The sequence below is a fragment of the Mesorhizobium sp. AD1-1 genome (assembly GCF_020164655.1).
Classification (GTDB): domain Bacteria; phylum Pseudomonadota; class Alphaproteobacteria; order Rhizobiales; family Rhizobiaceae; genus Mesorhizobium; species Mesorhizobium ciceri.
In genome coordinates, this window is record NZ_JAIUGP010000021.1 from 48,974 (window position 1) to 73,518 (window position 24,545).

At 60.1% G+C, this 24,545-nt stretch carries 23 protein-coding genes; 8 read left to right on the forward strand and 15 right to left on the reverse strand.

Annotated elements, in window-relative coordinates; genetic code table 11:
- Positions 1 to 5 precede the first annotated feature (5 nt).
- A complete protein-coding gene (locus tag LB519_RS28765) occupies positions 6 to 905 on the reverse strand; it encodes a LysR substrate-binding domain-containing protein (protein WP_013531163.1) in 900 nt (299 codons plus the stop codon).
- Between the two features lie 221 nt (positions 906 to 1,126).
- On the opposite strand from LB519_RS28765, the gene LB519_RS28770 reads away from it, so the two are divergent.
- The 4 genes from LB519_RS28770 to LB519_RS28780 all read left to right on the forward strand — a co-directional run bounded on the left by LB519_RS28770 (position 1,127) and on the right by LB519_RS28780 (position 3,263).
- The gene (locus LB519_RS28770) at positions 1,127 to 1,312 is read left to right on the forward strand and encodes a hypothetical protein (protein ID WP_013531162.1); all 186 of its coding nucleotides are present in this window, start codon (positions 1,127 to 1,129) and stop codon (positions 1,310 to 1,312) included.
- A 339-nt stretch (positions 1,313 to 1,651) separates the two neighbouring features.
- Positions 1,652 to 1,786 (forward strand): hypothetical protein, encoded by a 135-nt coding sequence (locus LB519_RS31285; RefSeq protein WP_013531161.1) that lies wholly within the window; start codon positions 1,652 to 1,654, stop codon positions 1,784 to 1,786.
- Between the two features lie 345 nt (positions 1,787 to 2,131).
- The gene (locus LB519_RS28775) at positions 2,132 to 3,070 is read left to right on the forward strand and encodes a GlxA family transcriptional regulator (RefSeq protein WP_348625597.1); all 939 of its coding nucleotides are present in this window, start codon (positions 2,132 to 2,134) and stop codon (positions 3,068 to 3,070) included.
- Positions 3,071 to 3,083: 13 nt separating this feature from the next.
- On the forward strand, positions 3,084 to 3,263 hold the full coding sequence (locus LB519_RS28780) for a DUF1778 domain-containing protein (protein WP_224621728.1): 180 nt from the start codon (positions 3,084 to 3,086) through the stop codon (positions 3,261 to 3,263).
- Here LB519_RS28780 and LB519_RS28785 read toward each other — a convergent pair whose 3' ends face one another.
- The 6 genes from LB519_RS28785 to LB519_RS28810 all read right to left on the reverse strand — a co-directional run bounded on the left by LB519_RS28785 (position 3,264) and on the right by LB519_RS28810 (position 9,956).
- Positions 3,264 to 4,046 (reverse strand): ABC transporter ATP-binding protein, encoded by a 783-nt coding sequence (locus LB519_RS28785; protein WP_013531158.1) that lies wholly within the window; start codon positions 4,044 to 4,046, stop codon positions 3,264 to 3,266. It abuts the gene before it with no gap.
- Positions 4,043 to 4,816: an ABC transporter permease gene (locus tag LB519_RS28790; RefSeq protein WP_013531157.1), complete on the reverse strand. Its 774-nt coding sequence runs from the start codon at positions 4,814 to 4,816 to the stop codon at positions 4,043 to 4,045. Before LB519_RS28790 ends, LB519_RS28785 begins: the two co-directional genes overlap by 4 nt.
- 107 nt (positions 4,817 to 4,923) lie before the next feature.
- Positions 4,924 to 5,874 (reverse strand): ABC transporter substrate-binding protein, encoded by a 951-nt coding sequence (locus tag LB519_RS28795; protein ID WP_024501319.1) that lies wholly within the window; start codon positions 5,872 to 5,874, stop codon positions 4,924 to 4,926.
- Between the two features lie 154 nt (positions 5,875 to 6,028).
- Positions 6,029 to 6,373 (reverse strand): peptidase inhibitor family I36 protein, encoded by a 345-nt coding sequence (locus tag LB519_RS28800; RefSeq protein ID WP_024501320.1) that lies wholly within the window; start codon positions 6,371 to 6,373, stop codon positions 6,029 to 6,031.
- 78 nt (positions 6,374 to 6,451) lie between these two features.
- A complete protein-coding gene (locus LB519_RS28805; protein ID WP_127366447.1) occupies positions 6,452 to 7,300 on the reverse strand; it encodes a DUF1194 domain-containing protein in 849 nt (282 codons plus the stop codon).
- Positions 7,301 to 7,394: 94 nt separating this feature from the next.
- Positions 7,395 to 9,956, reverse strand: a complete 2,562-nt coding sequence (locus LB519_RS28810) for an FAD-dependent oxidoreductase (protein ID WP_063168209.1) — start codon at positions 9,954 to 9,956, stop codon at positions 7,395 to 7,397.
- Positions 9,957 to 10,509: 553 nt separating this feature from the next.
- On the opposite strand from LB519_RS28810, the gene LB519_RS28815 reads away from it, so the two are divergent.
- The 4 genes from LB519_RS28815 (at position 10,510) to LB519_RS28830 (ending at position 16,061) form a co-directional block, all read left to right on the forward strand.
- On the forward strand, positions 10,510 to 10,965 hold the full coding sequence (locus tag LB519_RS28815; RefSeq protein WP_127224123.1) for a hypothetical protein: 456 nt from the start codon (positions 10,510 to 10,512) through the stop codon (positions 10,963 to 10,965).
- 9 nt (positions 10,966 to 10,974) lie between these two features.
- A complete protein-coding gene (locus tag LB519_RS28820) occupies positions 10,975 to 12,816 on the forward strand; it encodes a hypothetical protein (RefSeq protein WP_063168211.1) in 1,842 nt (613 codons plus the stop codon).
- A gap of 106 nt (positions 12,817 to 12,922) precedes the next feature.
- Complete coding sequence (locus tag LB519_RS28825) at positions 12,923 to 14,764, forward strand: type I secretion system permease/ATPase (protein WP_063168212.1); 1,842 nt, start codon at positions 12,923 to 12,925, stop codon at positions 14,762 to 14,764.
- Complete coding sequence (locus LB519_RS28830; RefSeq protein ID WP_063168213.1) at positions 14,751 to 16,061, forward strand: HlyD family type I secretion periplasmic adaptor subunit; 1,311 nt, start codon at positions 14,751 to 14,753, stop codon at positions 16,059 to 16,061. The genes LB519_RS28825 and LB519_RS28830 overlap by 14 nt, the downstream gene beginning before the upstream one ends.
- 46 nt (positions 16,062 to 16,107) lie before the next feature.
- Here LB519_RS28830 and LB519_RS28835 read toward each other — a convergent pair whose 3' ends face one another.
- The 8 genes from LB519_RS28835 to LB519_RS28870 form a co-directional block, all read right to left on the reverse strand.
- Positions 16,108 to 16,866, reverse strand: coding sequence for an FkbM family methyltransferase (locus LB519_RS28835; protein ID WP_063168214.1), 759 nt, complete (start codon positions 16,864 to 16,866; stop codon positions 16,108 to 16,110).
- Positions 16,863 to 18,095 (reverse strand): hypothetical protein, encoded by a 1,233-nt coding sequence (locus tag LB519_RS28840; protein WP_224621730.1) that lies wholly within the window; start codon positions 18,093 to 18,095, stop codon positions 16,863 to 16,865. Before LB519_RS28840 ends, LB519_RS28835 begins: the two co-directional genes overlap by 4 nt.
- Before the next feature lie 21 nt (positions 18,096 to 18,116).
- Positions 18,117 to 19,547 carry an aspartate aminotransferase family protein gene (locus tag LB519_RS28845; protein ID WP_174299086.1) on the reverse strand — a complete coding sequence of 477 codons (1,431 nt, stop codon included), beginning with the start codon at positions 19,545 to 19,547 and terminating at the stop codon, positions 18,117 to 18,119.
- 104 nt (positions 19,548 to 19,651) lie between these two features.
- Positions 19,652 to 20,659, reverse strand: a complete 1,008-nt coding sequence (locus tag LB519_RS28850) for an NAD-dependent epimerase/dehydratase family protein (RefSeq protein ID WP_027160518.1) — start codon at positions 20,657 to 20,659, stop codon at positions 19,652 to 19,654.
- Positions 20,656 to 21,105 carry an EamA family transporter gene (locus LB519_RS28855; protein WP_224621750.1) on the reverse strand — a complete coding sequence of 150 codons (450 nt, stop codon included), beginning with the start codon at positions 21,103 to 21,105 and terminating at the stop codon, positions 20,656 to 20,658. The genes LB519_RS28850 and LB519_RS28855 overlap by 4 nt, the downstream gene beginning before the upstream one ends.
- 124 nt (positions 21,106 to 21,229) lie before the next feature.
- Complete coding sequence (locus LB519_RS28860; RefSeq protein ID WP_224621732.1) at positions 21,230 to 22,582, reverse strand: FAD-dependent oxidoreductase; 1,353 nt, start codon at positions 22,580 to 22,582, stop codon at positions 21,230 to 21,232.
- Positions 22,583 to 22,584: 2 nt separating this feature from the next.
- On the reverse strand, positions 22,585 to 24,018 hold the full coding sequence (locus LB519_RS28865; RefSeq protein ID WP_013531146.1) for a UbiA family prenyltransferase: 1,434 nt from the start codon (positions 24,016 to 24,018) through the stop codon (positions 22,585 to 22,587).
- Positions 24,019 to 24,224: 206 nt separating this feature from the next.
- Positions 24,225 to 24,488 carry a hypothetical protein gene (locus tag LB519_RS28870; RefSeq protein ID WP_023812335.1) on the reverse strand — a complete coding sequence of 88 codons (264 nt, stop codon included), beginning with the start codon at positions 24,486 to 24,488 and terminating at the stop codon, positions 24,225 to 24,227.
- Between the last annotated feature and the right edge of the window lie 57 nt (positions 24,489 to 24,545).

The following is a 24,545-nucleotide window of genomic DNA, read 5'->3' on the forward strand; positions in this document are numbered from 1 at the left end:
GCCGGTCAGAACTTGCCGGTTTCCCGGAACACTTCGAAGGTCGCGCGGATGTGGTCGGCGACGGCCTTGACCGGCGCGCTGGCGTCCGGCGCCACCACCATCGCCAGATTGTAGGTGCCGATGTCGGGCATGCCGTCCTTCGGGCAGAGTTCGACCATGTCGTTGCCGAGAAACGACTTCGGCAGCGGCGCCACGGCGAGATCGGACATGATCGCGGCGCGCTGGCCGGCCGTGTGCGCGCTCATATAGGCGATGCGGTAGTTGCGACCCTCGCGGCCAAGCGCATCGAGCGCTCCGGCGCGCCAGGCGCAGCCCTCTTCCCAAAGCGACACCGGCAAGGGCTCGCGCAGATGCGCGCAGCCACCCTTGGCGCCGGCCCAGACAATCGGCTCGGTCAGCAGCACCTCGGCGCCGAGCGCGCTGGTCTTGTAGGAATTGGTCAGCAGCGTGATGTCGAGCGCCCGGTCGTCCATGCGCCGGCGCAGATTGCTACTCTGGTCGATGGTGACGTCGACGGCGATCGACGGATGCGACTGCGCGAAACGCTTCAGCACATGCGGCAGCACGCGCTCGCCGTAATCGTCCGGCGAACCAAGCCGCACGACACCGACAATCTCGGGAATGATGAACTTCGACACCACCTCGCGGTTGATCGACAGCAGCCGGCGGGCATAGCCGAGCAGCATCTCGCCGTCCGTGGTCAGCGACACCGAGCGGGCGTCGCGCGCGAACACGGAGCGGCCGAGAATGTCCTCCAGCTTCTTGATCTGCATGGAGACGGCCGAAGGCGTGCGAAAGACGGCATTGGCGGCGGTGGTGAAGCTGCCGGTCTCGGCAATCGCCACGAAAGTGCGCAAAACGTCGAGATCGAGCAGTGGCAGCGGATGATTGAGCGGGGCGTTCATGGCAACCGACCTTCAATTTTTCTGATACAAAACATCATTCCATTTCGTTTGATTGAACATCAGATTGGGAGGATAGTCAACTCCATCGAATGAGGCAGCTGCCACAAGCAGCCATGAAACGACCCCGACACAGACCTGCATTCGACACGAAATGAAGTTGAAACAAACCCGACGTAACCAACGCGCTGTCTGGCACCCGCCAGCCACCAAAGGAGAAAGAAATGTCTATCCTGTCGTCTCTTGGTCGCATCGCGACCGAATTCAGCGCGGCACGCGCCCGCTACCAGACCGAGCGCGCCATCCGTTCCTTGCCGATCGAACTGCAGAAGGATATCGGCTGGCCTGAGGCTTCCGACACCAAGACCGGTACTCGCAATGGCATCGGATCCTGGGCTGGAGCAAAGTAGATCGTGTGTACTATGTGCTGAAGGCCTGCCGCGCGAACCGCCCGGCAGGCCTTCTTTATTTTATTTGTATACAAATGAGTTTTGGAGCCATGTCGCCAACGCATGACGCATATGAGAAAGCCGCATAGCAGCTCCTGTTTTCACTTAATGCCTTGTAAATGATCGTAAATTTTGGGCACCTTGCCCAAATCTGTCGCAATCGATGTCGCATTTCATATCAAGCGGTTCGCTTTTGCGATTTAGTTTCTGCTTACACAAGCCTATATCAGCGCCAGCAAACGAGCTGCCCCACTCCATCAAGCGAAGGCGACCCGTCTGAGCAACCGAATGGAGATGATTATGAAGCTTTTTGCCCGCCTCTTTGCCCGCCGCGAAATGAACCTGACCACCGCTCTCGAGCGTCAGCGTCTTGCCAACACCATGCCCGGCCAGACTGGCGCCATGAATGCGGCGCGCCTCGGCTTCGTCGCCTGAAGATTTTCCAGGCAGCGCATCCCTGCCGCTGCTTTAAAACTGCAACGCCGCCTAGCTCCAGCCAGAGCGGCGTTTTTGTTCTGCGCACAGGCTGTACGCTGCCTGTCCCTTGAACAGTTCGTGCCACTTCCGGGCCCCGCTGCACGCCGATTGCCCATTTGCGACCCATGTCGCAAATTTAATCTTGTCGTAGCGGCGTAGCCGATTGACAGACATGGTTTTTCCTGATGTCGCTATGCTATTCGCGACATCCTGTTCGCGCCATGGCTGTGTGAGGTTCCCTTGAACGCCGTAAAGCATCCGATCAAGCGGTCGTTTGTATTCTTCCTTATTCCCGATTTCACCATGATCGCCTTTGCGACCGCGCTCGACCCGCTGCGCTCGGCCAATCGCATGCTCGGCTACGAGGCCTATCGCTGGCGCCTCGCCAGCATCGACGGCAAGCCGGTGCGCGCCTCGAACGGAGTCGAATGCGCGGTCAACACGTCGCTCGAGGATGAACGCAAGAAGATGGCAGGCCCAGATCGGCCGAACATGGCCATCGTCTGCAGCGGCATCAATGTCGAGCGCTACCAAAACAAGTCCGCCTTCGCCTGGCTGCGCGAGGAATACAATCGCGGCGTCGCCGTTGGCGGCCTGTGCACCGGCGCGCATATCCTCGCCGCCGCCGGCCTGTTGTCCAACAAGCGCTGTGCCATCCACTGGGAGAACCTGCCGGGCTTCTCCGAGGCGTTCCCGAAGGCCAATGTCTTTGCCGACCTCTTCGAGATCGACCAGAACATCTACACCTGCGCCGGTGGCACTGCCGCACTCGACATGATGCTGAAGCTGATCGGCGACGACTTTGACGAGAACCTCGTCAACCGCGTCTGCGAGCAGGTGCTGACCGACCGCGTGCGCAGCCCCACCGACCGCCAGCGCCTGCCGCTACGCGCCCGCCTCGGCGTCCAGAACTCGAAAGTGCTGACCATCATCGAACTGATGGAGGGCAATCTGTCGGAGCCGCTGTCACTGATCGAGATCGCCGATCATGTCGACCTGTCGCGCCGCCAGATCGAGCGGCTGTTCCGCACCGAGATGGGCCGCTCCCCCGCCCGCTATTATCTCGAAATCCGGCTCGACCGCGCTCGGCACCTGCTGATCCAGTCCTCGATGCCAGTGGTCGAGGTGGCGGTCGCCTGCGGCTTCGTCTCGGCCTCGCATTTCTCCAAATGCTACCGCGAACTCTACGCCCGCTCGCCGCAGCAGGAGCGCGTCGACCGCAAGCAGCTGCTGGCCGCCTGAGCAGAGGTGTCACGTGAGTACGAGAACGAATCGACCCGAAAGGCTGGCCGACCGGCGCATCTTTCCTCTCGATGTCGAAAAATGGGTAGCGTTCAAGGCGGCTCTGGACGCCCCGAAACGTGATCTTCCTCGCCTCAAGCGTCTGTTGAGCGAGCCAAGTATCTTTCCAGATGATCAGGCTGTGTCGGTCTGACTACGCCTGCGCCGTGCGCATCGCCTCGACCCGAATATCCTCGGTCAGCCGCGCTTTCAGCGCCGAGAATTCCGGGCTGGTTTTCAGCGTGTAATGGCGCGGATGCGGCAGGTCGATGGCGACATCCGACTTGATGCGGCCGGGCCGCGCCGTCATCACGATGACGCGCGAGGCCATGAAGATCGCCTCCTCGATGTCATGGGTGACGAACAGCACCGTCTTTTGGCGCCGTTCCCAGATGCCGAGCAGCAGTTCCTGCATCAGACCGCGCGTCTGGTTGTCGAGCGCGCCGAACGGCTCATCCAGCAACAGGATCTCCGGATCGTTAGCCAGCGCCCGGGCGATCGCCGTGCGCTGCTGCATGCCGCCGGAGAGCTGCTTCGGCCAATGGTTCTCGAACCCTTTCAGGCCGACGAGATTGACGTAGGAAGCGACGACCCCGTCCCGCTCCTTTTCGGGCATTCCGCGTTCGCGCAAGCCGAAAGCGATGTTCTGCGCCACAGTCAGCCAGGGAAACAGCGTGTAGGACTGAAAGACCATGCCGCGATCCGGCCCCGGCCGGGTCACCGCCTTGCCGTCGAGCAGCACACGGCCCTCGCTCGATGCTTCCAGGCCCGCGACAATCCTGAGCAGTGTCGACTTCCCGCAGCCGGACGGCCCCAGAATAGTGATGAAGTCGTTGGCGGCGACCGCCAGGTCGATCGGCATCAGCGCCTTGACCGGCTGACCGCCGCGCACGCCGGCAAAGGTGCGCGAAACGCCCTCGATGAGAAGCTTGTTCACGCCAGGCTCCACGGAAAGAGCCAGCGGTTGAAGGCCTTGAAGGCGAAGTCGGACAACAGCCCGATCAGTCCGATGACGATGATGCCGAAGATGATCTGACCCGTCGCCAGCCGCGACTGACTGTTGATGATCATGTAGCCGATGCCGGATGACGAGCCGATCAGTTCCGCGACGATGACATAGGTCCAGGCCCAGCCGAGCACCAGCCGCAGCGTCTCGGCGATCTCCGGCGCATTGGCCGGCATGATCACCCGGTTGACGATGCCGCTGTTGGTGGAACCCAGCGTGTAGGCGGCCTCGACCAGATCGCGTCGTGTGCCGCCAACTTTGACCGCGATGATGAGGACGATCTGGAACACCGAGCCGACGAAGATGACCAGCAGTTTTTCCAGCTCGCCGATGCCGGCCCACAAGATGAGCAGTGGGATGAATGCCGACGCAGGCAAGTAGCGGGCGAAGGAGACAAAAGGCTCCAGAAACGCCTCCACCGGCTTCCAGGCGCCCATCGCGATGCCAAGCGGCACCGCGACGACCGAGGCAAGCAGGAAGCCGCCGAAGACGCGCCAGATGGTGATCAGAACGTCGAGCCAGAAACGGTCTTCGACCAAAAGCCGCCAGCCATCCCGCAGCATCGACAGCGGATCGGCGAGGAAGATGCGGTTGACGTGGCCGCCTAGCGTGATCCAAGCCCAGAAGGCCACGAAAAGCACGAAGAAGGAAATGCCGAGCACGGTTCGGATGCCCGGCGAGACTGGATGCAAGGGGCGCATCGTCAAATCGTCGCCATTTTCAAATGGTCCCCATGCTCAAATCGCGCTTTGTCCAAGAGAAGGCGGCAGCGCCAGGCGCCGCCGCTTGATGGTCAAAGGCCGAACGATCAGTTCGAAACCGCGCTGGTGTCAGCCAACGTGGTGACGTCGGGCGCTTCCTTGATCAGTCCCATCTGCAGCAGCAGTTCGCCAGCGGTCTTGGAAAAGTCCTGGAATTCCTTGGTGAAGAACTGTTTGTTCTCCGCCCGGTCGGCCCATTTCAGGTATTTCGCCGAATCCTCGAATTCCTTGGCCGACTGTTTCACGTCGGCACCCATGGTCTCGTAGGATTTCTGCGGATCGCTCTTGATCAGGTCGAGTGCATCAAAATAGCTGTCGGCCAGCGCCTTGGCGGCATCCGGATTGGTTTTCAGGAATTCGGGTGTGCAGCCCACCGTGTCGAGCACCATCGGGTAGTCGAGCGTCGTCGCCAGGATATGGCCCTGGTCCGACTTGTCGCGCACCGCCGAGATGAACGGCTCGTAGGTGACGGCGGCGTCGTTCTGCCCGGCGAGGAAAGCTTGCGCCGCCGCATCAGGCTCCAGATTGACGACGGTGACGTCCTTCGTCGACATGCCGTTCTTGTTCAGCACCCAGGCGAGCATGAAATAGGGCGACGTGCCCGGCGCCGATGACGCGACGTTCTTGCCCTTGAGATCGGCGACGGTCTTGATGTTGTTGCGGGCGACGATGCCGTCGGCGCCGTAGGATTTGTCGAGCTGGAAGATCTGCTTGGTGGTGACGCCGCTGGCGTTCCACACCAGCCAGGTCTCCACCGTGGTGGCCGCGCATTGCAGGTCGCCGCTGGCGATGGCGAGCGGCCGGCTCGCTTGCGGCACCTTTTTCAAGGTCACGTCGAGTCCGTGTTTCTCGAAGATGCCCGCCTGCTTCGCAAGCGTCAGCGGCGCGAAGCCTGTCCAGCCGCTGATGCCGATAGTGACCGAGGTGGCAGCCATCGCCGGTGCGGACAGGCCGGCGGCAAGTGTCAGAGTTGCGGTAAGAACGGCGATCCTGTTCATGTCGGTTCCCCTTTTGTTTTTGCTGGGGAATTGTCTCACAGACGCCAATCGGCTTGTCAATGAACAGCTTGGTGAGGCAACCGGCAGGCCCGGCTCTGCTGTCGGCCAATGGCTACCACCGCCAGAAATCCATCGTGGCTAATCCAAAATGGCCTCAATAATCGTCGCAGGTGCACTCCGCCGACGATATACGGTCATTCCAGTCGCTGCCGCCGAAATCGCGGATCCGGCGCCGGATCTCGATCGAGCGGCCACCCATCCGGGAGTCCTCATAGGCAATGAGTGTGCAACCCCGGCGCACGATCACCGACGACACACGGTCGTTCCAGAACTGGCCGCCGCGAAAGTTCACGGAATCGTCGGGGCCCATACCGATGGACCGACCGCGAAAATTCGCGTGCTCGAACATCATGCAGGCGGGCTCATCATTGTATTGGGCGCTGGCGGCGTCGGCAAAAAGCACGGACGCGACAGCAGTCAGGATGGCTAGACGTTTCATCTGATGTTTCCTCGGTTTTTGCCGCGGCCCCTCCGACTGGATAGCGCGGTCCGGCCAATTTGCCAATGCTTCGGTCGCCTAGCGGCTGTCAAACATCCAGCTGCGGTTGCGCCACATTTTCTCGCCGACCAGGCAGTCGGTGGCGGGCTTGTCCTGCGCCAATACCACCGGCGGATGCGTGGCTTCTTCTGCCGCCCATTGCGGCGAGGCCGGGCCGGCGAGTTCCAGCACCAGCTTGCGACGGATGGCTTCGGGAAACTGCGTCCAGTCATTGACCGGAATCATGAAGGCTCCGGGTCCGCCGATGACGCAGTCGCTGTAGTAGCGATCGAGATTGCTGACGTCGTAGGCGCCGGGAAAACCGCCTCGCGTCATCAGCGGCAGGCCGTTGATGACGATGCCTTGCTTGATCAGATCGTCGCGGGTCAGGTTGACCGGCGCGCCTTGATTGTTGGGGCCATCGCCCGAAATGTCGATGACCCGCTTCGTGCCCTGGTAGCCGCTTTCGGCGAACAGGTCATTGCCGAACTCCAGCGCTCCGGAGATCGAGGTGCGCCGCGCGCTGTTGGGCGGCTGAGCGGATAGTTGCGCAACCACCCGCTCGGCGTCGGTGCGGCTGGCGATCACCGTCCACGGCACGATGACGCGCTGCCAGTTGGTGCCGGCCCATTCGACATAGGTGACGGCGATCTTGCCATAAGCGCCATCGGCAATGGCCTGCAGCACATTGTCGTGCGTCAGTGCCGCGGCGTAGCCGTGACGCTGGATCTCGAGTTCGTCCGGAGACATCGACAGCGAGACATCGACGGCCAGCACCAGCTCGACATCGACGGGCTCGTCAGCTTGGGCCGCGGGCGTCAACCAGAGCGTCAGTGCGAACGCGGCGCAGCCTGAAAGGAAATGTCTTGCGCAGGCAAAAGCAGACATGCCGCGAAGGTAAGCGAAAACCGTCGGCTTAAAAAGAGAAAAGCCCGGCCGATGGCCAGGCTTTTGCCTTCATGCCCTTTGCGCCGGCTAGCAATCAGCTGCGCGGCTTCAAATTCTCCGGATCGTAGAGCGGCTTGTAGCCGACAGCCGCCACTTCGACCGGATATGTCTCACCGAAATACTCGATCGTGAGCTTGCGGCCTTCCTGGGCGTACGCCCACGGCAGATAGGCAAGACCGATATTCTTGCCGATGGTCGGGCCATAGGCCATCGAGGTGGTGAAGGACCGCCGGCCGAGTTCGTCGACCAGCGTCTCGCCGGTCTTCGGATCCATCACCGGCATGGTGCCGACGGGATAGCGGGCAACGCCTTTGGAATCGACATTCTCGGTCATCACCAGCGTGCACAGCATGGCCGGCTGGTGCTCGCGGGCGCGGTATTCGACGTGCTTCGCCTTGCCGCAGAAATCGTTCTCCTTGACCTTTGGACGAGCGAGATCCGCTTCGAGCAGATTGTACTCGGTCAGAAGGTCGGCGTTCTGCAGGCGCAGGCTCTTTTCCATGCGGCGCGTGTTGGCATAGGTCTCCACGCCGAAAGGCATCACGCCGGTCGAGCGCAGCGCGTCCCACACAGCGAGACCGTCCTCGTAGCGCATATGCAGTTCCCAGCCCTGCTCGCCGACATAGGAGATGCGGAAAGCGGTGACGTCCTTGCCGCCGATCCGGACCGGCTTGATCGCCGCGAATGGGAAGTTCTCAACAGAGAGCCCGTCCGGGTTTTCGACCACCTTCTGCAAGGTCGCCCGGGCGTTCGGTCCCCAGATGCCGATGGTGACGAACTTCTCGGTCACGTCGGTGATGGTGACGTCGAAACCTTTGTCCTGTGCCGTGCGGCGCATGTACTGGAAATCGCGCGGGCCAGCATCCGCGCCGTCGATCAAACGACAGCGGTCGGCCATGCGAATAACGGTAAAGTCGGCCCGCACCATGCCTTCCTCGTCGAGGAAGTGGGTGTAGATGCCCTTGCCGATGTTGTTGTCGCCGCCAATCTTGGCTGCGCACAACCATTCCAGCAGCGCGACATGGTCTGGACCTTCGATGTCGTACATGGCGAAATGCGACAGGTTGACGATGCCGCAATCCTCGCTCATGGCGAGATGTTCGGCATTGGAGACGCGCCAGAAATGGCGGTTGTCCCATTCGTTCTCACGCACCGGCACCCGGTTGCCGTATTTCTCCAGGAGATGCTCGTTGGCGGCATAGCCGTGGGCGCGCTCCCAGCCGCCGAGTTCCATGAAATAGCCGCCGAGTTCCTTCTCGCGTTCCCAGAACGGCGAGCGCCGGATATTGCGGGCCTTGGAGAACGGCTCGCGCGGATGCACCGCCGGATTGTAGACCTTCATCGCCGTCTCGGTGCAGCGGTCCCAGATGAACTGCTCCTTGGTCTGGTGCGGATAGAACCGTGCATAGTCGATGGCATGGTGATCGATTGCGGTGCGGCCGTCGGTCATCCAGTCGGCGATCAGCTTGCCCATGCCGGGACCATCCTTGACCCAGATGGCAACGGCATACCACAGACCCCGCACCTTCTGGCTTTCGCCCATCGACGGGCCGCCGTCCGCGGTTACCTGGAGAAGTCCATTGAACGAATGGCTCTCATTATAGCCGAGTTCGCCGAGGATCGGCGTCAGTTCCATGGCGCGTTCGAGCGGCGCCAGGATCTGTTCCATGTCGAGATCGCGTTGCGACGGCGAAAGCCGCGCCTGGTCCTTCTCCAGCAGGTCGCGCGGGTGGCAAAGGCGCGGATTGGTCTCTTCGTAATAACCCCATTCGATCTGCCCGCCCTCGGCGGTCTTGGGATCACCGGTGTCGCGCATATAGGCCGAGTTGCCCTGGTCGCGCAGCAGCGGCCAGCCGATCTCCTTGCCGGTGCCGGCGAACTCGTTGTAGGGGCCGAAGAAGGTCAGCGGATGGTCGATCGGCATGACCGGCAGGTCTTCGCCGACCATTTCCGCTATCAGCCGGCCCCAAATCCCGGCGCAGACGACGACATAGTCGGCCTCGATGGTGCCGCGGTCCGTTACCACGCCTGATATGCGGCCGTCCTTGACGACCAGCGACCGGGCCGATGTGTTGGCGAAGGATTTGAGCTTGCCCGACGCTTCCGCCTGGTCGACCAGCTTGCCGGCGACCGTCTGCGAACGCGGGATGACCAGACCGGCATCGGGATCCCAAAGACCACCTTGAACAATCGCTTCTTCGATGAGCGGAAATTTTTCCTTGATCTCGGCCGGCTCGATCAGGCGCGCGCGCGTGCCAAACGCCTTGGCCGAGGCGATCTTGCGCTTGATTTCTTCCATTCGGCTGTCGTCGCCGACACGCGCGACCTCGAGGCCGCCGATACGCGCGTAATGACCCATCTTCTCGTAGAAATCGATGGAGTAGAGCGTCGTCCAGCACGACAGGAAATCGTGGCTGGTGGTGTAGCAGAAGTCGGAGGCGTGCGCCGTCGAGCCGATATCGGTCGGGATACCTGATTTGTCGATGCCGACAATGTCATCCCAGCCGCGTTCGATCAGGTGATGGGCGATCGATGCGCCGACAATACCGCCCAGGCCGACGATGACGACCCTCGCCTTTTTCGGAAACTCTGCCATTGCCCGCGACTCCAAAGTGATAAAGCGGGCGGACTATAGGGCGGAGCAGCAGCACGATTGAAGCCTGTTTGCGACATTGGCAAAAAGCCGAGCGACCAGACGGCAGAATGCTTCACACCGGGCGCCTGGGGCGGTTCGCTTTCCGGTAGGCTAACTCAGGCGAAGGCCCAGATGTCCTCGGCCTGGAAACCGACCTGATAGCTACGCATCGAGATCAGCATTATTATAAAAGATCTTACTTATATACTTCGATGAAAGATAAATCTGTAAGTATATTAATTGTTGCAATCGTTATGAGATATGGCATACTAATAACTTAACGAATTAGAGCGCATGCTGGGCGGGAAAACGCGTGCTCAAAGGTCGATTTTCAATTGCGCTCCTCTTGGCTTTGGTCACCTGCGGGCACTCGCAATCCGCATCACTCGACACTGGAGACGAACGTTTTCTCTGGCTCACCTCTTCGTCGATCGATCGCGTTGCCGTGACATACTCGCAGGGAACGCTCTATGTCCCCTCAGATCTATTTCGGGAACGAAATCCGAAGGCAACCATGGATATCAAGCAAGTCGCGCTACGACTGAGCTATCCTGAACTGAAAGCTGGCCGCGGGCCAAACCCCCAGATCCGGGGGGAGGAGGATCTGCTGCCGCTTTCGGACGCACTCGGAGTGGCGGCCTCCGTTCCAGGCGGCCCACTAAAAATTCATATTCCGCAAAACCTCCTGCTTCCAATTATAAATGACCTCGATGCTGGTATTAAATTCGCCTCGTTTCGCGTAAAGGATAATGCTAAGGGGTATCTCTCTCACAATATCTACTATATTTCCGCGCCGGATCCTATGTACATTATGTGCACTGGATATTCTTCTGTATCATCGTGCATGATGAGCTTTGATAGGGCTGGATTGCGCTGGATGATCATGGCGCCTCGTAAATATCTTCGAGAGGACGTCTCTAGGTTTCACAAACGTCTTTCGGCGCTGATTGATTCATTTTCTGAAAAATAGGAGCGTATCATGCCAACTTCACAGCAGATAAACGATATTAACTCTGCATATGCGCTTACCATCTCGACGGGTGACGCGTCTCATTACTACGATGCGCTTTCCGCCGCTGGCATCTACTATGGAAGCATGGCACATGGTGTCGTGAACGCCGACTCGTTAATCGGAATTGTTGCTAACAACTATGCCAAGAACAAAATAGATGGCGATTTCGCGTCAGGACTCTTTGACCAACGTCGCGATGCGCTCATGCTGGAACTCGCTACGCGTGACTACGCTCTTCGGTCAACACAAACTGATTGGAACCTTACGGGGCGGCAAATTTCCGACTATCATGATGCAGCATACCAAACTGTTTTCCCCGAGCTCTCAGGCGCGGCGGAAGGGTGGACACCCTACTACGAGGTTCGAGCTCTCAACGACTATGATTTCTGGCTGGTCACGTCGAGTGCGGATCTGTCTCAGTATCTATCCTACTTTAGAATGAATATTCCGCTGACAGTCGGCGATGCTACGGCGAAAAACTATGCGCTCCAATGGTTCCAGGATATGGATCCATTTGTGTTTAATCTATCTCAGATGAAATTTATTATCGGGGACGATGTTCTCGCCAAAAGCTTGCTCCAGTGGGCCGCTACCCATACGGGATTCTTGGATAGCAAGCAGTCATATCTGTTCGAGCAAAAACCGTATGCCCCAGCTAACGACACCGATGCGTCTGGTTTCCTTGGCAGGTTCATTCATGGTCTCCTGATTGAGGAGGCGGTTTCAGGAACCTCAAATATCCTGCATGCCAGCACTGACTACAAGGAGATATCGTTCGACCGGAGCGATCTCCCCACAACTCCCCATGGGACTGAGTTCGATCACGTGATCAACCAGACCATCGGCACCGCAAACGAGTTGACTCTTGCAGGGTACAATTCCGAGTGGATGCAATCGGATTCCTACAAACTGTCGAACCCTTACTATTGGGGGCTCGACCCGCATAACATCGTCAATATCAACGGCGCCACCTTCATAGCCGGAAATGCGGCAACATCGGCGAACAAGGATGGAAATCTGGTTGTCCTGCAGGGTGACGTTACCAGCTTCACCTTGAACAGCACCTCTCAGTTTATTCTTGTTGGGAATGAAAAGGACAACGAGATAACCTTGGTCAATCCGGATCAGGGATTTGTCTTTTCTGGCGCTGGAAATGACCACATCATAGTCTCGGGTGTTGCAGACAACAGCTGGGGTATAATCCTGCCGGTCATGATTGATACGGGCAGCGGGAACGACACGATCGAGTTCCAGGATTCGAGTCACTTTTTTGTCGGCTATGTCATGACGCCCGATGGCGGGCATGACGTCGCTGTTGGAAATCTAGAGAAGTATTGGCCATCAGATCCCGCTTCAGACTATTCTGCTCCCTTGAATAATTTCCTATTGTCTGGATTAAGCCTCACCGATCTGGATCTAGAGAAGACATTGGTCGCGCAGCGTACAACAACGATACATGCAAGTGAGCAATGGTATGAGATAGACTATGTTACGAACTGGTGGGATGTAAAATATACCCTCAGCGGCAATGACGGAGCCACTTCAATCGAAATTGGTACATATTCATTTAGCTCCAACAAGGCCTACTACATCAGTACCGATGTGCTTTATGGAGACTACACGGTAGACTTTGGTATGTCTTCAGAATGGACAGGGTCGGCGCATGTTATTAACGGGTACTTCGGCAGATCGCAGGTTTTTAATTCATTCTCGTTGGCTTATTTGGACGAAAATGACAACGCGCACAGCGTGGCAATGAACACCGTGTTTGATATGGGATTCGACCCAGCATGGCTTGTTGCCGCTTGAAGTATGTCTTGGGTGAGTCACCTCGGTCTGGATCAGTGGCAGTAACAAGCAATATGCTTGAGCTATGCATAGGATTTTGTGCTGAAGTAGGTGGAACGAGATCTCCATGACCCGATCCCCCGAGAAGATAGGTTCTGGGGGATTTGAAAGGTCACTTGTTGCGGCGAACAAGGCGGTAATCCTCGCAACAGCGGTGATAAGCGGCGTCATAAACGTATTGGCGCTAACTGCCCCCTTGTTCATGTTGCAGGTTTATGACCGTGTGCTTGCCAGCCACAGCGTCCCAACACTGGTCGGCCTCGGGATGCTTGCGTTCGGCCTATATGCCTTTCAATGCGGCCTTGACATCATTCGTGCCCGCGTTCTTCTACGCGTCGGTGAGCGGTTCGATCACCAGCTTTCCGGGCGCGTTCACGACGCAGTCGTCCGCCTTCCACTCGAAACTCGCATGCCCAGCGACGGATTGCAGCCGCTGCGCGATCTCGACAATGTACGCAATTTTCTCTCCGGACCCGGTCCGACCGCGTTTTTCGATTTACCTTGGATGCCCTTTTATCTCGGCCTGTGTTTTCTACTTCATTTCTGGCTTGGTATGACAGCAATGGTCGGCGCGATCTTGTTGGTCTCGCTTACCGTTATTACCGATGCGTCTTCCCGCAACCCAACTCGAGAGGCACTCCGGCATAACACGGTGCGCAATGCCTTGCTGGACGCGTCCCGTCGCAATGCCGAAGCTATACGTGCGATGGGGCTTAGCAATCGCATGACCGCGCGCTGGCGCCTTGCAAATTCGGACTACCTTGCGGCAAATCGCAGGGCCAGCGATGTTGTTAGCGGCCTAGGGGGCGTTGCAAAAACACTTCGTTTGGTTCTCCAGTCCGCAATCCTGGCAGTGGGTGCATGGCTCGCTATCGAGCAGCAGGTCACACCGGGGGTGATGATTGCCAGTTCCATCATAATGGGCCGCGCACTAGCGCCCGTCGAATTGGCAATCGGAAGTTGGAAAGTGTTCCTGATGGCGAGACAGAGTTGGATCCGCCTCAGGGATTTGCTGCTGATGATGCCTGAAGAGACAACTGTCTTGGCCCTGCCCAAACCGCAATGCGAACTGCGTGCCGCAGGCATCACCGTCGTTCCCCCTGGTGAGACGAAGCCGACGGTCTTCGCAGCAAACTTCGTCATGCGCGCGGGGAGCGCGCTCGGCATTATTGGCCCTAGCGGTGCGGGGAAGTCGACGCTTGCCCGCGCTCTCGTTGGCGCCTGGACCCCGGCGAGCGGCAAAGTGCGTATTGACGACGCGTCACTCGACCAGTGGGATCAGGAGGCAATCGGTCGCCACATCGGCTACCTGCCACAGGGGGGCGAACTTTTCGATGGCACGATCGCAGAGAACATCGCCCGCTTCGAATCCGACGCGAAGCCGGAGACAATTGTATCAGCCGCGATGGCGGCTGGCGTTCATGAGCTTATCCTGCAGTTTGATAAAGGATATGAAGCCCGCATTGGAGAAGCCGGATCATCCCTTTCGGCAGGGCAACGCCAGCGGATCGGCCTTGCCAGGGCACTCTACGCCGATCCGTTCCTCGTCGTGCTCGATGAACCCAATGCGAATCTTGACGCCGATGGCGAAGCTGCTGTTGTGAAGGCAATCGCGGCCGTGAGGGAACGCAAGGGGATCGCAATAGTTATAGCGCATCGACCGAGCGCGCTAGCTGCAGTCGATTTCGTTCTCATGATGGAGGCCGGTCGGGTCAAAGCCTTCGGACCACGCGACGAAGTTCTTTCGAAAATATCAAAGGTCCCTTCTCCGAATCCTACCATGGCTGGATATCCGGGCTTTTCTGTATCGGCCAGGATGCTCGCGCCCTTCAAGATGGTCGCAGATCCGAACGAGTCAAAGCCGGAGGTCGCTGAAATCTTGATGGAGGGATCCGATGCCAAACGTTGAGGCCGAATTGGTTTCAAGATCTATCCGGCGGCACCTCTTCATTGGCGGCACTTCCTGCCTTTTCTTGGTGGGAGGCATAGGCGGGTGGGCGGCCGCAACCAATCTCTCTGGTGCAGTCGTGGCTTCCGGCACCTTTGTCGTCGATAGCTATGTCAAGAAAATCCAACATTTGACTGGAGGCGTTATCAGCGAGATTCTCATCAAGGAGGGGCAGAAGATTGCTGCCGGAGATGTACTTGTGCGCCTCGATGCAACGCAAGCGCGGGCAAACCTTGGAATCGTCACCAAGAGGCTGGACGAATTGACTGCACGGCTCGCTAGACTTGAGGCCGAGCGCGACGACGAAGACCAGATTGCGTTTCCAGGAACTTTACTTTCCCGGCTTGACAACACCGATATCGCCGCAGCCGTTCAGAGTGAGCGTCGACTGTTTGAGTTCAGGAAGGAAGACCGAGCGGGGAAGAAGTCCCAGTTGCGCGAAAGAATTAAGCAGTTCGCGCATGAGATCGATGGCCTGAAGTCTCGCGAAACAGCCTTTGATCGTGGGCTCTCTGTGCTTGATGCCGAGATCGCCTCGCTTCAAGTGCTCCGGGCAAAGGGCATTGTTTCTGTGTTGCGATTGAACGACCTGGAGCGAGAGGCGGCGACCCTCGGCGGTGATCGAGGCGAGGCGATGGCCGGCCAGGCTCAAGCAGCAGGCCGAATATCGGAAGCTAGACTGCAGATCCTGCAGATCGACTCCGACCTGAAAACTGAAGTGAGCGCCGAACTTCGTGAAGTGCAAGGTCAGATCGGAGAATATATCGAGCGAAAGATCGCGGCCGAGGATCAACTCAAGCGAATCGACATCATCGCTCCACAGGCTGGCATCGTGCACCAACTGGCATTTCACACTGTCGGCGGCGTCATTTCGCCAGGGGATGTGATTATGTCGATCGTTCCCGATAGCGGCGGGCTCGCGCTGGATGCCCAGATCGCACCGCGCGACATCGACCAGATTGAGCTTGGGCAGAAGGCAGTGCTACGCCTCTCGGCATTCAATCAGCGTACCACGCCGGAACTCAATGGGACGGTTGTCCGTATTGCAGCTGACCTGACGACTAACGAGCGCTCAGGATCTTCCTACTATCAGGTGCGCTTCGTGGTAGCGCCCGAAGAACTGGCGCGGCTAGACGGACTCATTGTTCTTCCGGGAATGCCCGTTGAGGCCTTTATCAAGACCCACGAACGGTCTGCGTTTTCATATTTCGTGAAGCCGCTTTCCGATCAGATCAGTCGTGCGTTCAGAGAGGACTAGGCCACGTCTTTGTAGCAATGGAGGGGGTCGTCTGCTCTATCTTCCTTCACACGAAGGCCCAGATGTCCTCGGCCTGGAAACCGACCTGATAGCCTGATGTCTTCAGCTTGACCACGACCTGGCCGATCTCGGCGGCCGGCAGCGCGCCGACCTCGACCTTGATCATGCCGGGACGGTAGCGCTTGAGGTCGAGTTGTTCGAAGACGATCCAGTCGGCGCCCTCGCAATCGACGAGGAAGGCGTCGATATGGGTGATGCCGTTGCGGTCGAGCAGCGTCAGCAAGGTCTCGGATGGCACCTCGATGTCCCTGAGATGCGGCGCGAACTTGTTGAAGTTGGCGTCGGCCTCGCCCCAGGCATTCTTGCCCGACATCAGATTGGTGTCGGTGACCGACGAACAGCCGATGAATTCGATGGGCAGCGTGCCGGCCTCGAGCGCGGCGGCATCGAAAGTGTGGACGGTGATCGTGCCCTTTGTCTTCGTCACCGCCACCGGCTCGATGATGAAGCGGCTGATGTCGGGGTAGTTGGCGCGCAGCCGTTTCTGATTGTAGGGGATCGGCTCGACCAGCATCGCGCGTGCACCGGGAATCCTGTGCAGCCACGGCGTCACATCGTCGAAGAGCGCGCCGTCGCAGGCGCCGACATTGACCATCTGGAACGGCCGCCCCGCCCCACCAAACCGCGCCTTCAGCGCTGCCTTGGCCAGGAATTTCGTGCCGCGCAGCGACGGCCCGCGATCGAGAACGCCACTGGGAAGACCGAGCGACAGGGCAACGCGCGCCAGGCTGGATAGCGAACTCATGACTTGTCTCCGGGAATGATTTGCATGGCAGCGCGATTCTGGCCGCGAGCCACGGCCGCCCACAACGCCATGAACGGCGTCGCCAGCAGCAGGAATGGCGGGATCAGATGCGGGAAATAGATGCGCGTGTCGTGGATCGGGAAGACGGTGAACTTCGCCAGCGCGCCGAGCACCAGTGCCGCAAACAGGATGCCGGCGCGGCGATCGAGGCGGAAGCCGGCGCGGGAGGCGGCAAACCAGCCGGCCAGTGCCAGCACCGACACCCCGACCCAGCTGTTCAGGCTGACGGCACGCAGCAGCGAGGTGGCAAATGCCCTGAGATAGGCAACGATGGAGAATGGCGGCTCGAACCCGTCCATATTGTAATGCTGCTCTATGCTGGAGAACCACAGATGCGGCCACCAGCCGGGATGATGCGCCCAGTGCGAGATGGCAAAATAGGCAACGAGGGAAGCGGCAAAGCCGGCCAGCGCGCCCCACGATTTCTGCCGAAAGGCGACCAGCAGCACGGCAAAAACAGCAAGGAAAACAATGTTGTCCGGCCGCACCATGAAGGCGAGGAAGAGCAGGATCGCGGTCGCCATCTCGCGCCCGCGGACATAGGTATAGAGCCCGCCGAGCAGCAGCGCTGACGTGAGCAGATCCGGCGTCGAAGCGCGCGCCGCATCGCCGAAATCGGCCATGATCAGCACCGCGCCGACCACAGGCGCCAAGGCCAGTGCCCCCTCGGAGCGCAGCCACATCAGGGCGATCGCGCCGAACAGCAGAACCGAGACCACTGAGACCAGGCGCATCGCCTCGACCGGCGACATCACCGCGCTCATCGTCGACAGGACCTCGGCGTAGAGGAACTTGATCCGGTACATGCCGAGCAGCGAATGGAAATCGGCGGCATTCTCCGCCATGTGGCTGCGGAAGCCGCCACCATCGTCGGTCAGCGCCTTGTAGTCGCCTGCGGACACGCCCGATTTGACAGTGTTGTAGGCATAGTCATGCAGCGCCTGTGCATCGGGATAGGTGCCTTCCTCTGATATAGCGAGATAGGGCAGCATGTCCCAGTTGGCGTCGGGCATCACCCATGCCGTGAACGCTGTAAAAAGGATGTAGAGCGCGAAGGCCGCAGCGCCGATCGGTGCCGCCAGCCGCGCATAAGTCCCCTCGCCCCACGCCAGGCCGGCTCCGGTGAGCCGGTCGAGTGGGTTTTGTGGAGCGGGCGACTTGGTCAGCATCGTTGTACCCAGCGAACTCGCTTAACGAACCTGGCTTTTGACGAAATCCTTCACGATCGACACGATGCCGCGCGACAGCAGGCTGTCGAAGGCATCGACGAAGCGATCGACATGCTCGCGCTGGCAGATCAACGGCGGCTCCAGCCGGATGACGTTGCGGTTGTACTCGGTGAAGGCGACCAGCACGTCGTAGTCGCGCAGCAGCAGCGCGCCGACGAAGCCCGACAGCGAGCCCTTCAGCTTGTCGTCGAGCACGCTGACGATCGGCCGCAGCACCATCGGCAAGGTCTGCGAGAAGTCGTGGAACTCCAGGCCGACCATAAACCCCTTGCCGCGCACATCCTTGATGATCTTCGGGTACTTTTCCCTGAGCGCCTGCAGGCGCTGCAGCAAATAGTCGCCGGTGACGGCGGCATTGTCGATCAGCCCCTCGTCGTAGAGCACGTTGAGCCCTTCGATCGAGGTGACGCAGGCCTCGCCCATTCCGCCGAAGGTCGCCATGGCATGGATCATCGCCGTTTTCGGTGTGCCATAGGCCTTCATGTAGACCTCGCGCCGCGCAATCATCGCGCCGACCGCCGCCTTGCCGGCGCCGAGCGACTTGGCCAGCGCCGTAACATCGGGAACGACGCCGTAATGTTCGAAGGCGTAGAAGCGGCCCGAACGGCCGTAGCCGCACTGCACTTCGTCAGCGACCCACAGCACGCCATACTGGTCGCACAACGCGCGCAGCTTCTGCCAGTACTCGGCAGGCGCCTGGATGATGCCGCCGCCGCCCTGGATGGTTTCCAGCACGATGACGCCGACCTCCGGGTCGGAACGGAACAGGCGCTCGACCGCCTCGATGTCGGCAAACGGGATGCGGACCGTGTTTTCGGCCACCTTGAAGTCGGCGCGGTAGAGCTGGCCGTCGGTGATGCCGAGCACGCCCTTGGTCTTGCCATGGAAGGAATTCTCGGCATAGACGACCTTCGGCCGCTTCGGACCGGCGGCGCGCTCGGCGAGCTTAACCGCCGCTTCCATCGCTTCCGAGCCGGACGAACCCAGAAACACCATGTCGAGATCGCCGGGCGAGCATTTGGCGATGTTGTGCGCAAGTGCCGCCGCATATTGCGACATGAAGGCGATGGCGATTTCCTGGCGCTTCTCCTCCTGGAATTTCTTGCGTGCTTCCAGGATGCGCGGATGGTTGTGGCCAAAGGCCAGCGAACCGAAGCCGCCGAAGAAGTCGAGGATCTTGCGGCCGTTCTGGTCGATGTAGAACATGCCTTCGGCGCGCTCGATCTTGATCTTGTGGAAGCCGAGCAGCTTCATGAAATGCAGCTGGCCGGGGTTGAGATGCGCCTTGAACAGGTCGGTCATTGCCGCGACGTCCATCGCCTTGGCCTGCTCGACGCTGATCAGGTTGGGCTTGGCGATGGTGGCGGGCGACAGCGCCGGCGCACTGACCATGGTGCGCGCATTCGTCTGTTCGGGCTTGGCCATGACGGTCATTTCAATCTCCTGTCTGCACGCACGACCGCAATCGTGCGCAACGAAAGCTGTTTTGCGAGCCGCTATTCGGCGGGCACATGTGTGGTGGCGACCGCGAGACCGGCTTTCTTGGCGCGGTACTCGCTATAGGCGGCGATCAGCATGTCCTCGTCGCGATATTGCGGCGCCCAGCCGAGCTGACGCCCGGCCTTGGACACGTCGAGCACGCATTCCTCGTCGGCGATCAGATACTGTTCCGGGTCCATGATCGGCATGTTCATCAGGTCGAGCAGGTCCAGCGTGCGCTTGACCGCCCAACCCGGTGTCGGGATCAGGATCGATTTCGAGCCGGCATGCCTGATCAGATCGCCGAGCAGCTTCTTGACGGGCGGTGGATTGAGCGAACCCAGATTATAGGCCTCGTTTGGCACGCCGGCCTTCCAGGCCGCGCGGGCGGCCTCGGCGCAGTCGAACACCGAGATGAACTGATAAGGGTTCCTGCCCGAACCGATCATCGGCACCGGAAAATTCCAGTCGATCAGCTTGAACAGTTTTTCGAGAATGCCGAGCCGGCCGGGACCGATGATCAGGCGCGGGCGAAACAGCGAGATCGACATGCCGCGCTTGCGCCACTCGGCCGCCAGCTCCTCGGTCTTCTGCTTCGACCAGCCATATTCGCCCAGCGGCGCCACCGGGTGCTCCTCGGTCATAGGCTGCGTGACCGTGTGGCCGTAGATCATGTCGGTCGTGTAGTGGACGAGTTTTGACGCACCGGCTCCGTCCATGGCCTGCATGATGTGCTCGGTGCCATGGAAATTTACAGGGAAGAAGAAGTCATGCCGCTTGGCGCGCACCTGGATCGGCGACAGCATCTTGGCCGACAAATTGTAGACCATGTCGTCGGCCTTCAGCCCAATCGCGGCGACCGAGGCCGGATCGGTGACGTCGCATTGGATAAAGCGGACGCTGCGGTAATGCGGCAGGTCGCTCTTGACGATGTCGGCGACGACAACCTCTTCACCATCGGCCACAAGCTTCGGGGCAAGATGGCGGCCGACGAAACCGTCACCGCCGAAAATCATATGTCTCATCGAAGGATCTCGTTTGCTTGGATCTTGTCGGGCGTGATGGAAGCGGTCTGGTCCTCATGCCCTTGCCCACCCAAATCCCGGCCACTTTGCGCGATCAGCACCGTGCCGACGCAGATGAAGGCGATGCCGGCGATCCGCCAGCCATTGAGGTCCTCGCGGAAGACGAAATAAGCGAAGATGGCGACGGCAACATAGGCGAGGCTGAGGAACGGATAAGCGAAGGAGAGCTCGACCTTGGACAGCACATAGAGGTGCGAGGCCATCGAGATGACGAAGGTACACAGGCCAAGGAACACCCAGGGGCTGAAGACGATCTGCAGCAGCTTGACGAGCGGATTGACGCCCTCGAACGAGATCGGTCCGAGCGACATCATGCCTTGCTTCAGCATCAGCTGCGCGGCGGCATTGGTCATGACTGTAAAGAGAATGAAGACGATGTATTTCATGAGTTCCAAGCCACCCCTTCACGCTTCCTACTACAAACCCGCAAACATTTGGTGAAGCCCCAACATTGTTTTGAGTGAATCGCGCTATTAACCATCTGTTAACCAATAATTATTCGGATTTTATCTATTCGGCTGCCTCGACCGAGCCTCGCCGCACATCCAATTTCTTCGCAGTGCGCGCCCAGAAGTCGGACATGAAGGCGTGGTCGCGGAGCGCTTCCAGCCGCTGCCATTCGGGAAAGGACGAAGTGAAGATTTCGGCCCCCATGCGGGCGTCCTTGTACGGATTGACCGCGCCGCCGGCCTCGACCGTGATGCGGTCGAGCTCCCGCAGCAGTGTCAGCGTCGCGGCGCCCCTGTTGGGGAAATCCAGTGTCAGCGTGTAGCCGGGACGCGGAAACGACAGCAGCGCCGGCGAGCGGATGGAGCCGAAGCGTTTCAGCACCGTGAGGAACGAGCCCTGCCCGGCTTGCCTTGCAGCCGCCAGCAATGCCGGCACGGCCTCGCGCGCCGTCTGTTCCGGCACCACGCTCTGGTGCTGGAACAGCCCTTTCGGCCCATAAAGCCGGTTCCAATCGCGCACGCCGTCGAGCGGGAAGAAGAAGCCCTGGTAGCCGGCCTGGCGCGGCACCGTTGCCCGGCTCTTCCTCCACCTGTAGGCAGCGTTGAAGGCGGTCAGGAACGGCCGGTTGAGCACGTTGAACGGCGGCTGGACCGGCACCGAGAAATTGCCGCCGGCGCGCGAAGCGGCATGCGAGCCGTGCTCGGCGTGATTGCCAGTGAGCAGCAGGCCGCGACCGCTGTTGCGACCGCCGGCAAGCTGGTCGATCCAGGCGACCGCATATTCGTTGGCCTGATCGGCCGCCGCGGCCAGGTCGAAGAATTCGCAGAGGTCACGAAACGGCGTCGCCCTTTCGACGATGTCGAGGGAATGCACCCGCATCAGCCGGATCGAGGCCGACAGAATGAGGCCGGTCAGCCCCATCCCGCCGATCGTCGCCGCAAACAGCCGCGCATTGTCTGTCGCCGAGCAGCGATGGGTCTTTCCATCGGACCTGAGCAGCGTGAAGCTCTCGACATGGCAGCCGAAGGTGCCGCGCCGGTGATGGTTCTTGCCATGCACGTCATTGGCGATGGCCCCGCCGAGCGTGACGAATTGCGTGCCTGGCACAACGGCGGGGAAGAAGCCGTAGGGGGCAGCGTGGGCGATGATGTCGGACAACAGCACGCCGGCATCCGCCTTGAGAACACCGGTTTCGGCGTTGAAGGCGTGGATCCGGTTCAGCGATCGCATGTCGACGACCGCTCCGGCTCCGTTCTGGCAGGAATCGCCGTAAGAACGGCCATTGCCATAGGCAAGCAGCGACGCCGGCTTGGCCTGACCGCCTTTCAGCAGCGCGATCGCCTCGTCGGCACCGATGGCGCGCGGCGCCGGCGGCGTGGCAAGGCCAAAGCTTGGGAAACGTCCGGCGGCCATGCCTACCAGCCCCCGATGACCAGCATCACCGCACCGATCAGCACCACGATCTGGCTGCGCCAGTCGCGGATGATGAAGACGACCGGATCGTCATGCATCTCGTTGCGGCGCGCCAGGATCCAGACGCGCATGGTAAGATAGAGCACGATCGGCGCCAGCGGCCAGATCAGCCATGGATGCGGATAGAGTTCCCGCACCGCGACACTGTCCATGTAGAGCGCCAGCACCAGCGCCGAGGAGAAGGCCGAGGCCATGCCGGCCTGGGCGACGATCTCCTGGTCTTCGGTGCGATAGCCGCGACCGGCAATGCGCTCGCCGGGCGGAATGGCGGTGGTGCGCAGTTCGACGAAGCGCTTCACCAGCGCCAGCGACAGGAAGAAGAAGATGGAGAAGGCCAGCAGCCAAAACGAGACGTCGACGCCGGTCGCCGCCGCACCGGCCAGGACGCGGATCGTGTAGAGGCCGGCGAGCGTCAGCACATCGACCAGCAGCATGCGTTTGAACGACAGCGAATAGGCGGTGGTGACGACCATGTAGCCGCCGAGCACAGCCATGAATTCGGGCGACAGGAACAGCCCGGTGCCGATGCCGATCGCCAGAAGCACCGCGATCGCCCCAAGTCCGAACGGGATCGACAGCGCGCCGCTGGCGAACGGCCTGTTGCGCTTGGTGAGGTGTTTGCGGTCGAGCGCGAGGTCGAAGAAATCATTGAGGATGTAGATGGCCGATGCCACCGCGCTGAACGAGACGAATGCCAGCAGGCATTCCCAGATCATGTCGGTGTTGAAATATTCATGCGAGAGCACCATCGGCACGGCGATCAGCGAATTCTTCAGCCACTGATGCACGCGCAGCATCTTGACGATGGTCCGCAAAGTCGGCTTTGGCGCCGGCACCGTCTCGGCGCCATGTGCCGCCTGCCAGCGCGCGGCATGGCGGTCGGGCGCGACGACGATCGCGTTGCGTGCGGCATCGAAGACCTGGAGGTCATGGCGGCTGTTGCCGGCGTAGTCGAAACCGCCATCGCCATAGGCTGCGATCAGCGAGGCGCGCTTCCTGCCCGAGGTGAGATTGGCGAGACCATCGGTGGCCAGCACCTGGTCGAAAATGCCGAGATGGGCCGCGATAGCGTCGGCGAACTTGCGCGGCGTACCGGTCGCCAGCACGATCTTGCGGCCCTCGGCGTGCTCGGTCCGGAGGCGGCAAAGCAGCACCTCGCGATAGGGCAGCGATGCCGGATCGATGTCGATGCGCTGCGCGATCGCCTGCTTCAGCCGCGCCGGCCCGCCGGCGATCCAGAACGGTACGAGGAAGATATAGAGCGGGTTCTTCTTGAGAAGGATGAACAGCCCTTCCCACAACAGGTCGGTTGCGATCAGCGTGCCGTCGAGATCGACCGCAAGCGGTATTGCGTTCCTGTCCGATCGCGCATCCATGTCCGTCCTGCCCTGCCCGCGTAGAGTTGCGCGCCGCTTTTCGGCGTCTTGAGGCTGGTATAGCGGGCGATGGCGTAGCGAACGTTAAAACGCACGGTTGCAGACGGCTGCCATGGCGGTATTTCCGGTGTCATTGTTAAACAACCGCTACCGGAAACGATAAAAGGCCGGGCAAATGCCCGGCCTCTACAATCGTGACGCCAAGATTACTTGATGCGGGCGACACCGCCCGAGATCTCGACGGTTTCCGAACCGGTCAGGGCTTCGAGATCGCCATTGGGCAAGGTGACGAAGCAGCCGTTCGGGCAGAACTCAACCGTTTCGCCACCGGCCAGCGCAAGGTCGGTCTTGCTGCCGCCCTCCGTTACGACCAGCGTGCGGGTCTCGGCGTCCTTGTTGACCGCGCTCGCGGCATGGACCGAGCCGATGGCGGCGACCAGGGCGACTGCAGCGACGAGAGACTTCCACATGGTGCAATATCGGTGTTCCCACCGCCTCTGTTGCATTGGCAAGGCATTTTCGCCTTT

Bases quoted from the DNA above. Each gene is read 5' to 3' on its own strand.
- LB519_RS28765 (WP_013531163.1), bottom strand. From the start codon at position 905: ATGAACGCCCCGCTCAATCATCCGCTGCCACTGCTCGATCTCGACGTT.
- LB519_RS28770 (WP_013531162.1), top strand. From the start codon at position 1,127: ATGTCTATCCTGTCGTCTCTTGGTCGCATCGCGACCGAATTCAGCGCG.
- LB519_RS31285 (WP_013531161.1), top strand. From the start codon at position 1,652: ATGAAGCTTTTTGCCCGCCTCTTTGCCCGCCGCGAAATGAACCTGACC.
- LB519_RS28775 (WP_348625597.1), top strand. From the start codon at position 2,132: ATGATCGCCTTTGCGACCGCGCTCGACCCGCTGCGCTCGGCCAATCGC.
- LB519_RS28790 (WP_013531157.1), bottom strand. From the start codon at position 4,816: ATGCGCCCCTTGCATCCAGTCTCGCCGGGCATCCGAACCGTGCTCGGC.
- LB519_RS28795 (WP_024501319.1), bottom strand. From the start codon at position 5,874: ATGAACAGGATCGCCGTTCTTACCGCAACTCTGACACTTGCCGCCGGC.
- LB519_RS28800 (WP_024501320.1), bottom strand. From the start codon at position 6,373: ATGAAACGTCTAGCCATCCTGACTGCTGTCGCGTCCGTGCTTTTTGCC.
- LB519_RS28805 (WP_127366447.1), bottom strand. From the start codon at position 7,300: ATGTCTGCTTTTGCCTGCGCAAGACATTTCCTTTCAGGCTGCGCCGCG.
- LB519_RS28810 (WP_063168209.1), bottom strand. From the start codon at position 9,956: ATGGCAGAGTTTCCGAAAAAGGCGAGGGTCGTCATCGTCGGCCTGGGC.
- LB519_RS28815 (WP_127224123.1), top strand. From the start codon at position 10,510: ATGGATATCAAGCAAGTCGCGCTACGACTGAGCTATCCTGAACTGAAA.
- LB519_RS28820 (WP_063168211.1), top strand. From the start codon at position 10,975: ATGCCAACTTCACAGCAGATAAACGATATTAACTCTGCATATGCGCTT.
- LB519_RS28825 (WP_063168212.1), top strand. From the start codon at position 12,923: ATGACCCGATCCCCCGAGAAGATAGGTTCTGGGGGATTTGAAAGGTCA.
- LB519_RS28830 (WP_063168213.1), top strand. From the start codon at position 14,751: ATGCCAAACGTTGAGGCCGAATTGGTTTCAAGATCTATCCGGCGGCAC.
- LB519_RS28835 (WP_063168214.1), bottom strand. From the start codon at position 16,866: ATGAGTTCGCTATCCAGCCTGGCGCGCGTTGCCCTGTCGCTCGGTCTT.
- LB519_RS28840 (WP_224621730.1), bottom strand. From the start codon at position 18,095: ATGCTGACCAAGTCGCCCGCTCCACAAAACCCACTCGACCGGCTCACC.
- LB519_RS28845 (WP_174299086.1), bottom strand. From the start codon at position 19,547: ATGGTCAGTGCGCCGGCGCTGTCGCCCGCCACCATCGCCAAGCCCAAC.
- LB519_RS28850 (WP_027160518.1), bottom strand. From the start codon at position 20,659: ATGAGACATATGATTTTCGGCGGTGACGGTTTCGTCGGCCGCCATCTT.
- LB519_RS28855 (WP_224621750.1), bottom strand. From the start codon at position 21,105: ATGAAATACATCGTCTTCATTCTCTTTACAGTCATGACCAATGCCGCC.
- LB519_RS28860 (WP_224621732.1), bottom strand. From the start codon at position 22,582: ATGGCCGCCGGACGTTTCCCAAGCTTTGGCCTTGCCACGCCGCCGGCG.
- LB519_RS28865 (WP_013531146.1), bottom strand. From the start codon at position 24,018: ATGGATGCGCGATCGGACAGGAACGCAATACCGCTTGCGGTCGATCTC.
- LB519_RS28870 (WP_023812335.1), bottom strand. From the start codon at position 24,488: ATGTGGAAGTCTCTCGTCGCTGCAGTCGCCCTGGTCGCCGCCATCGGC.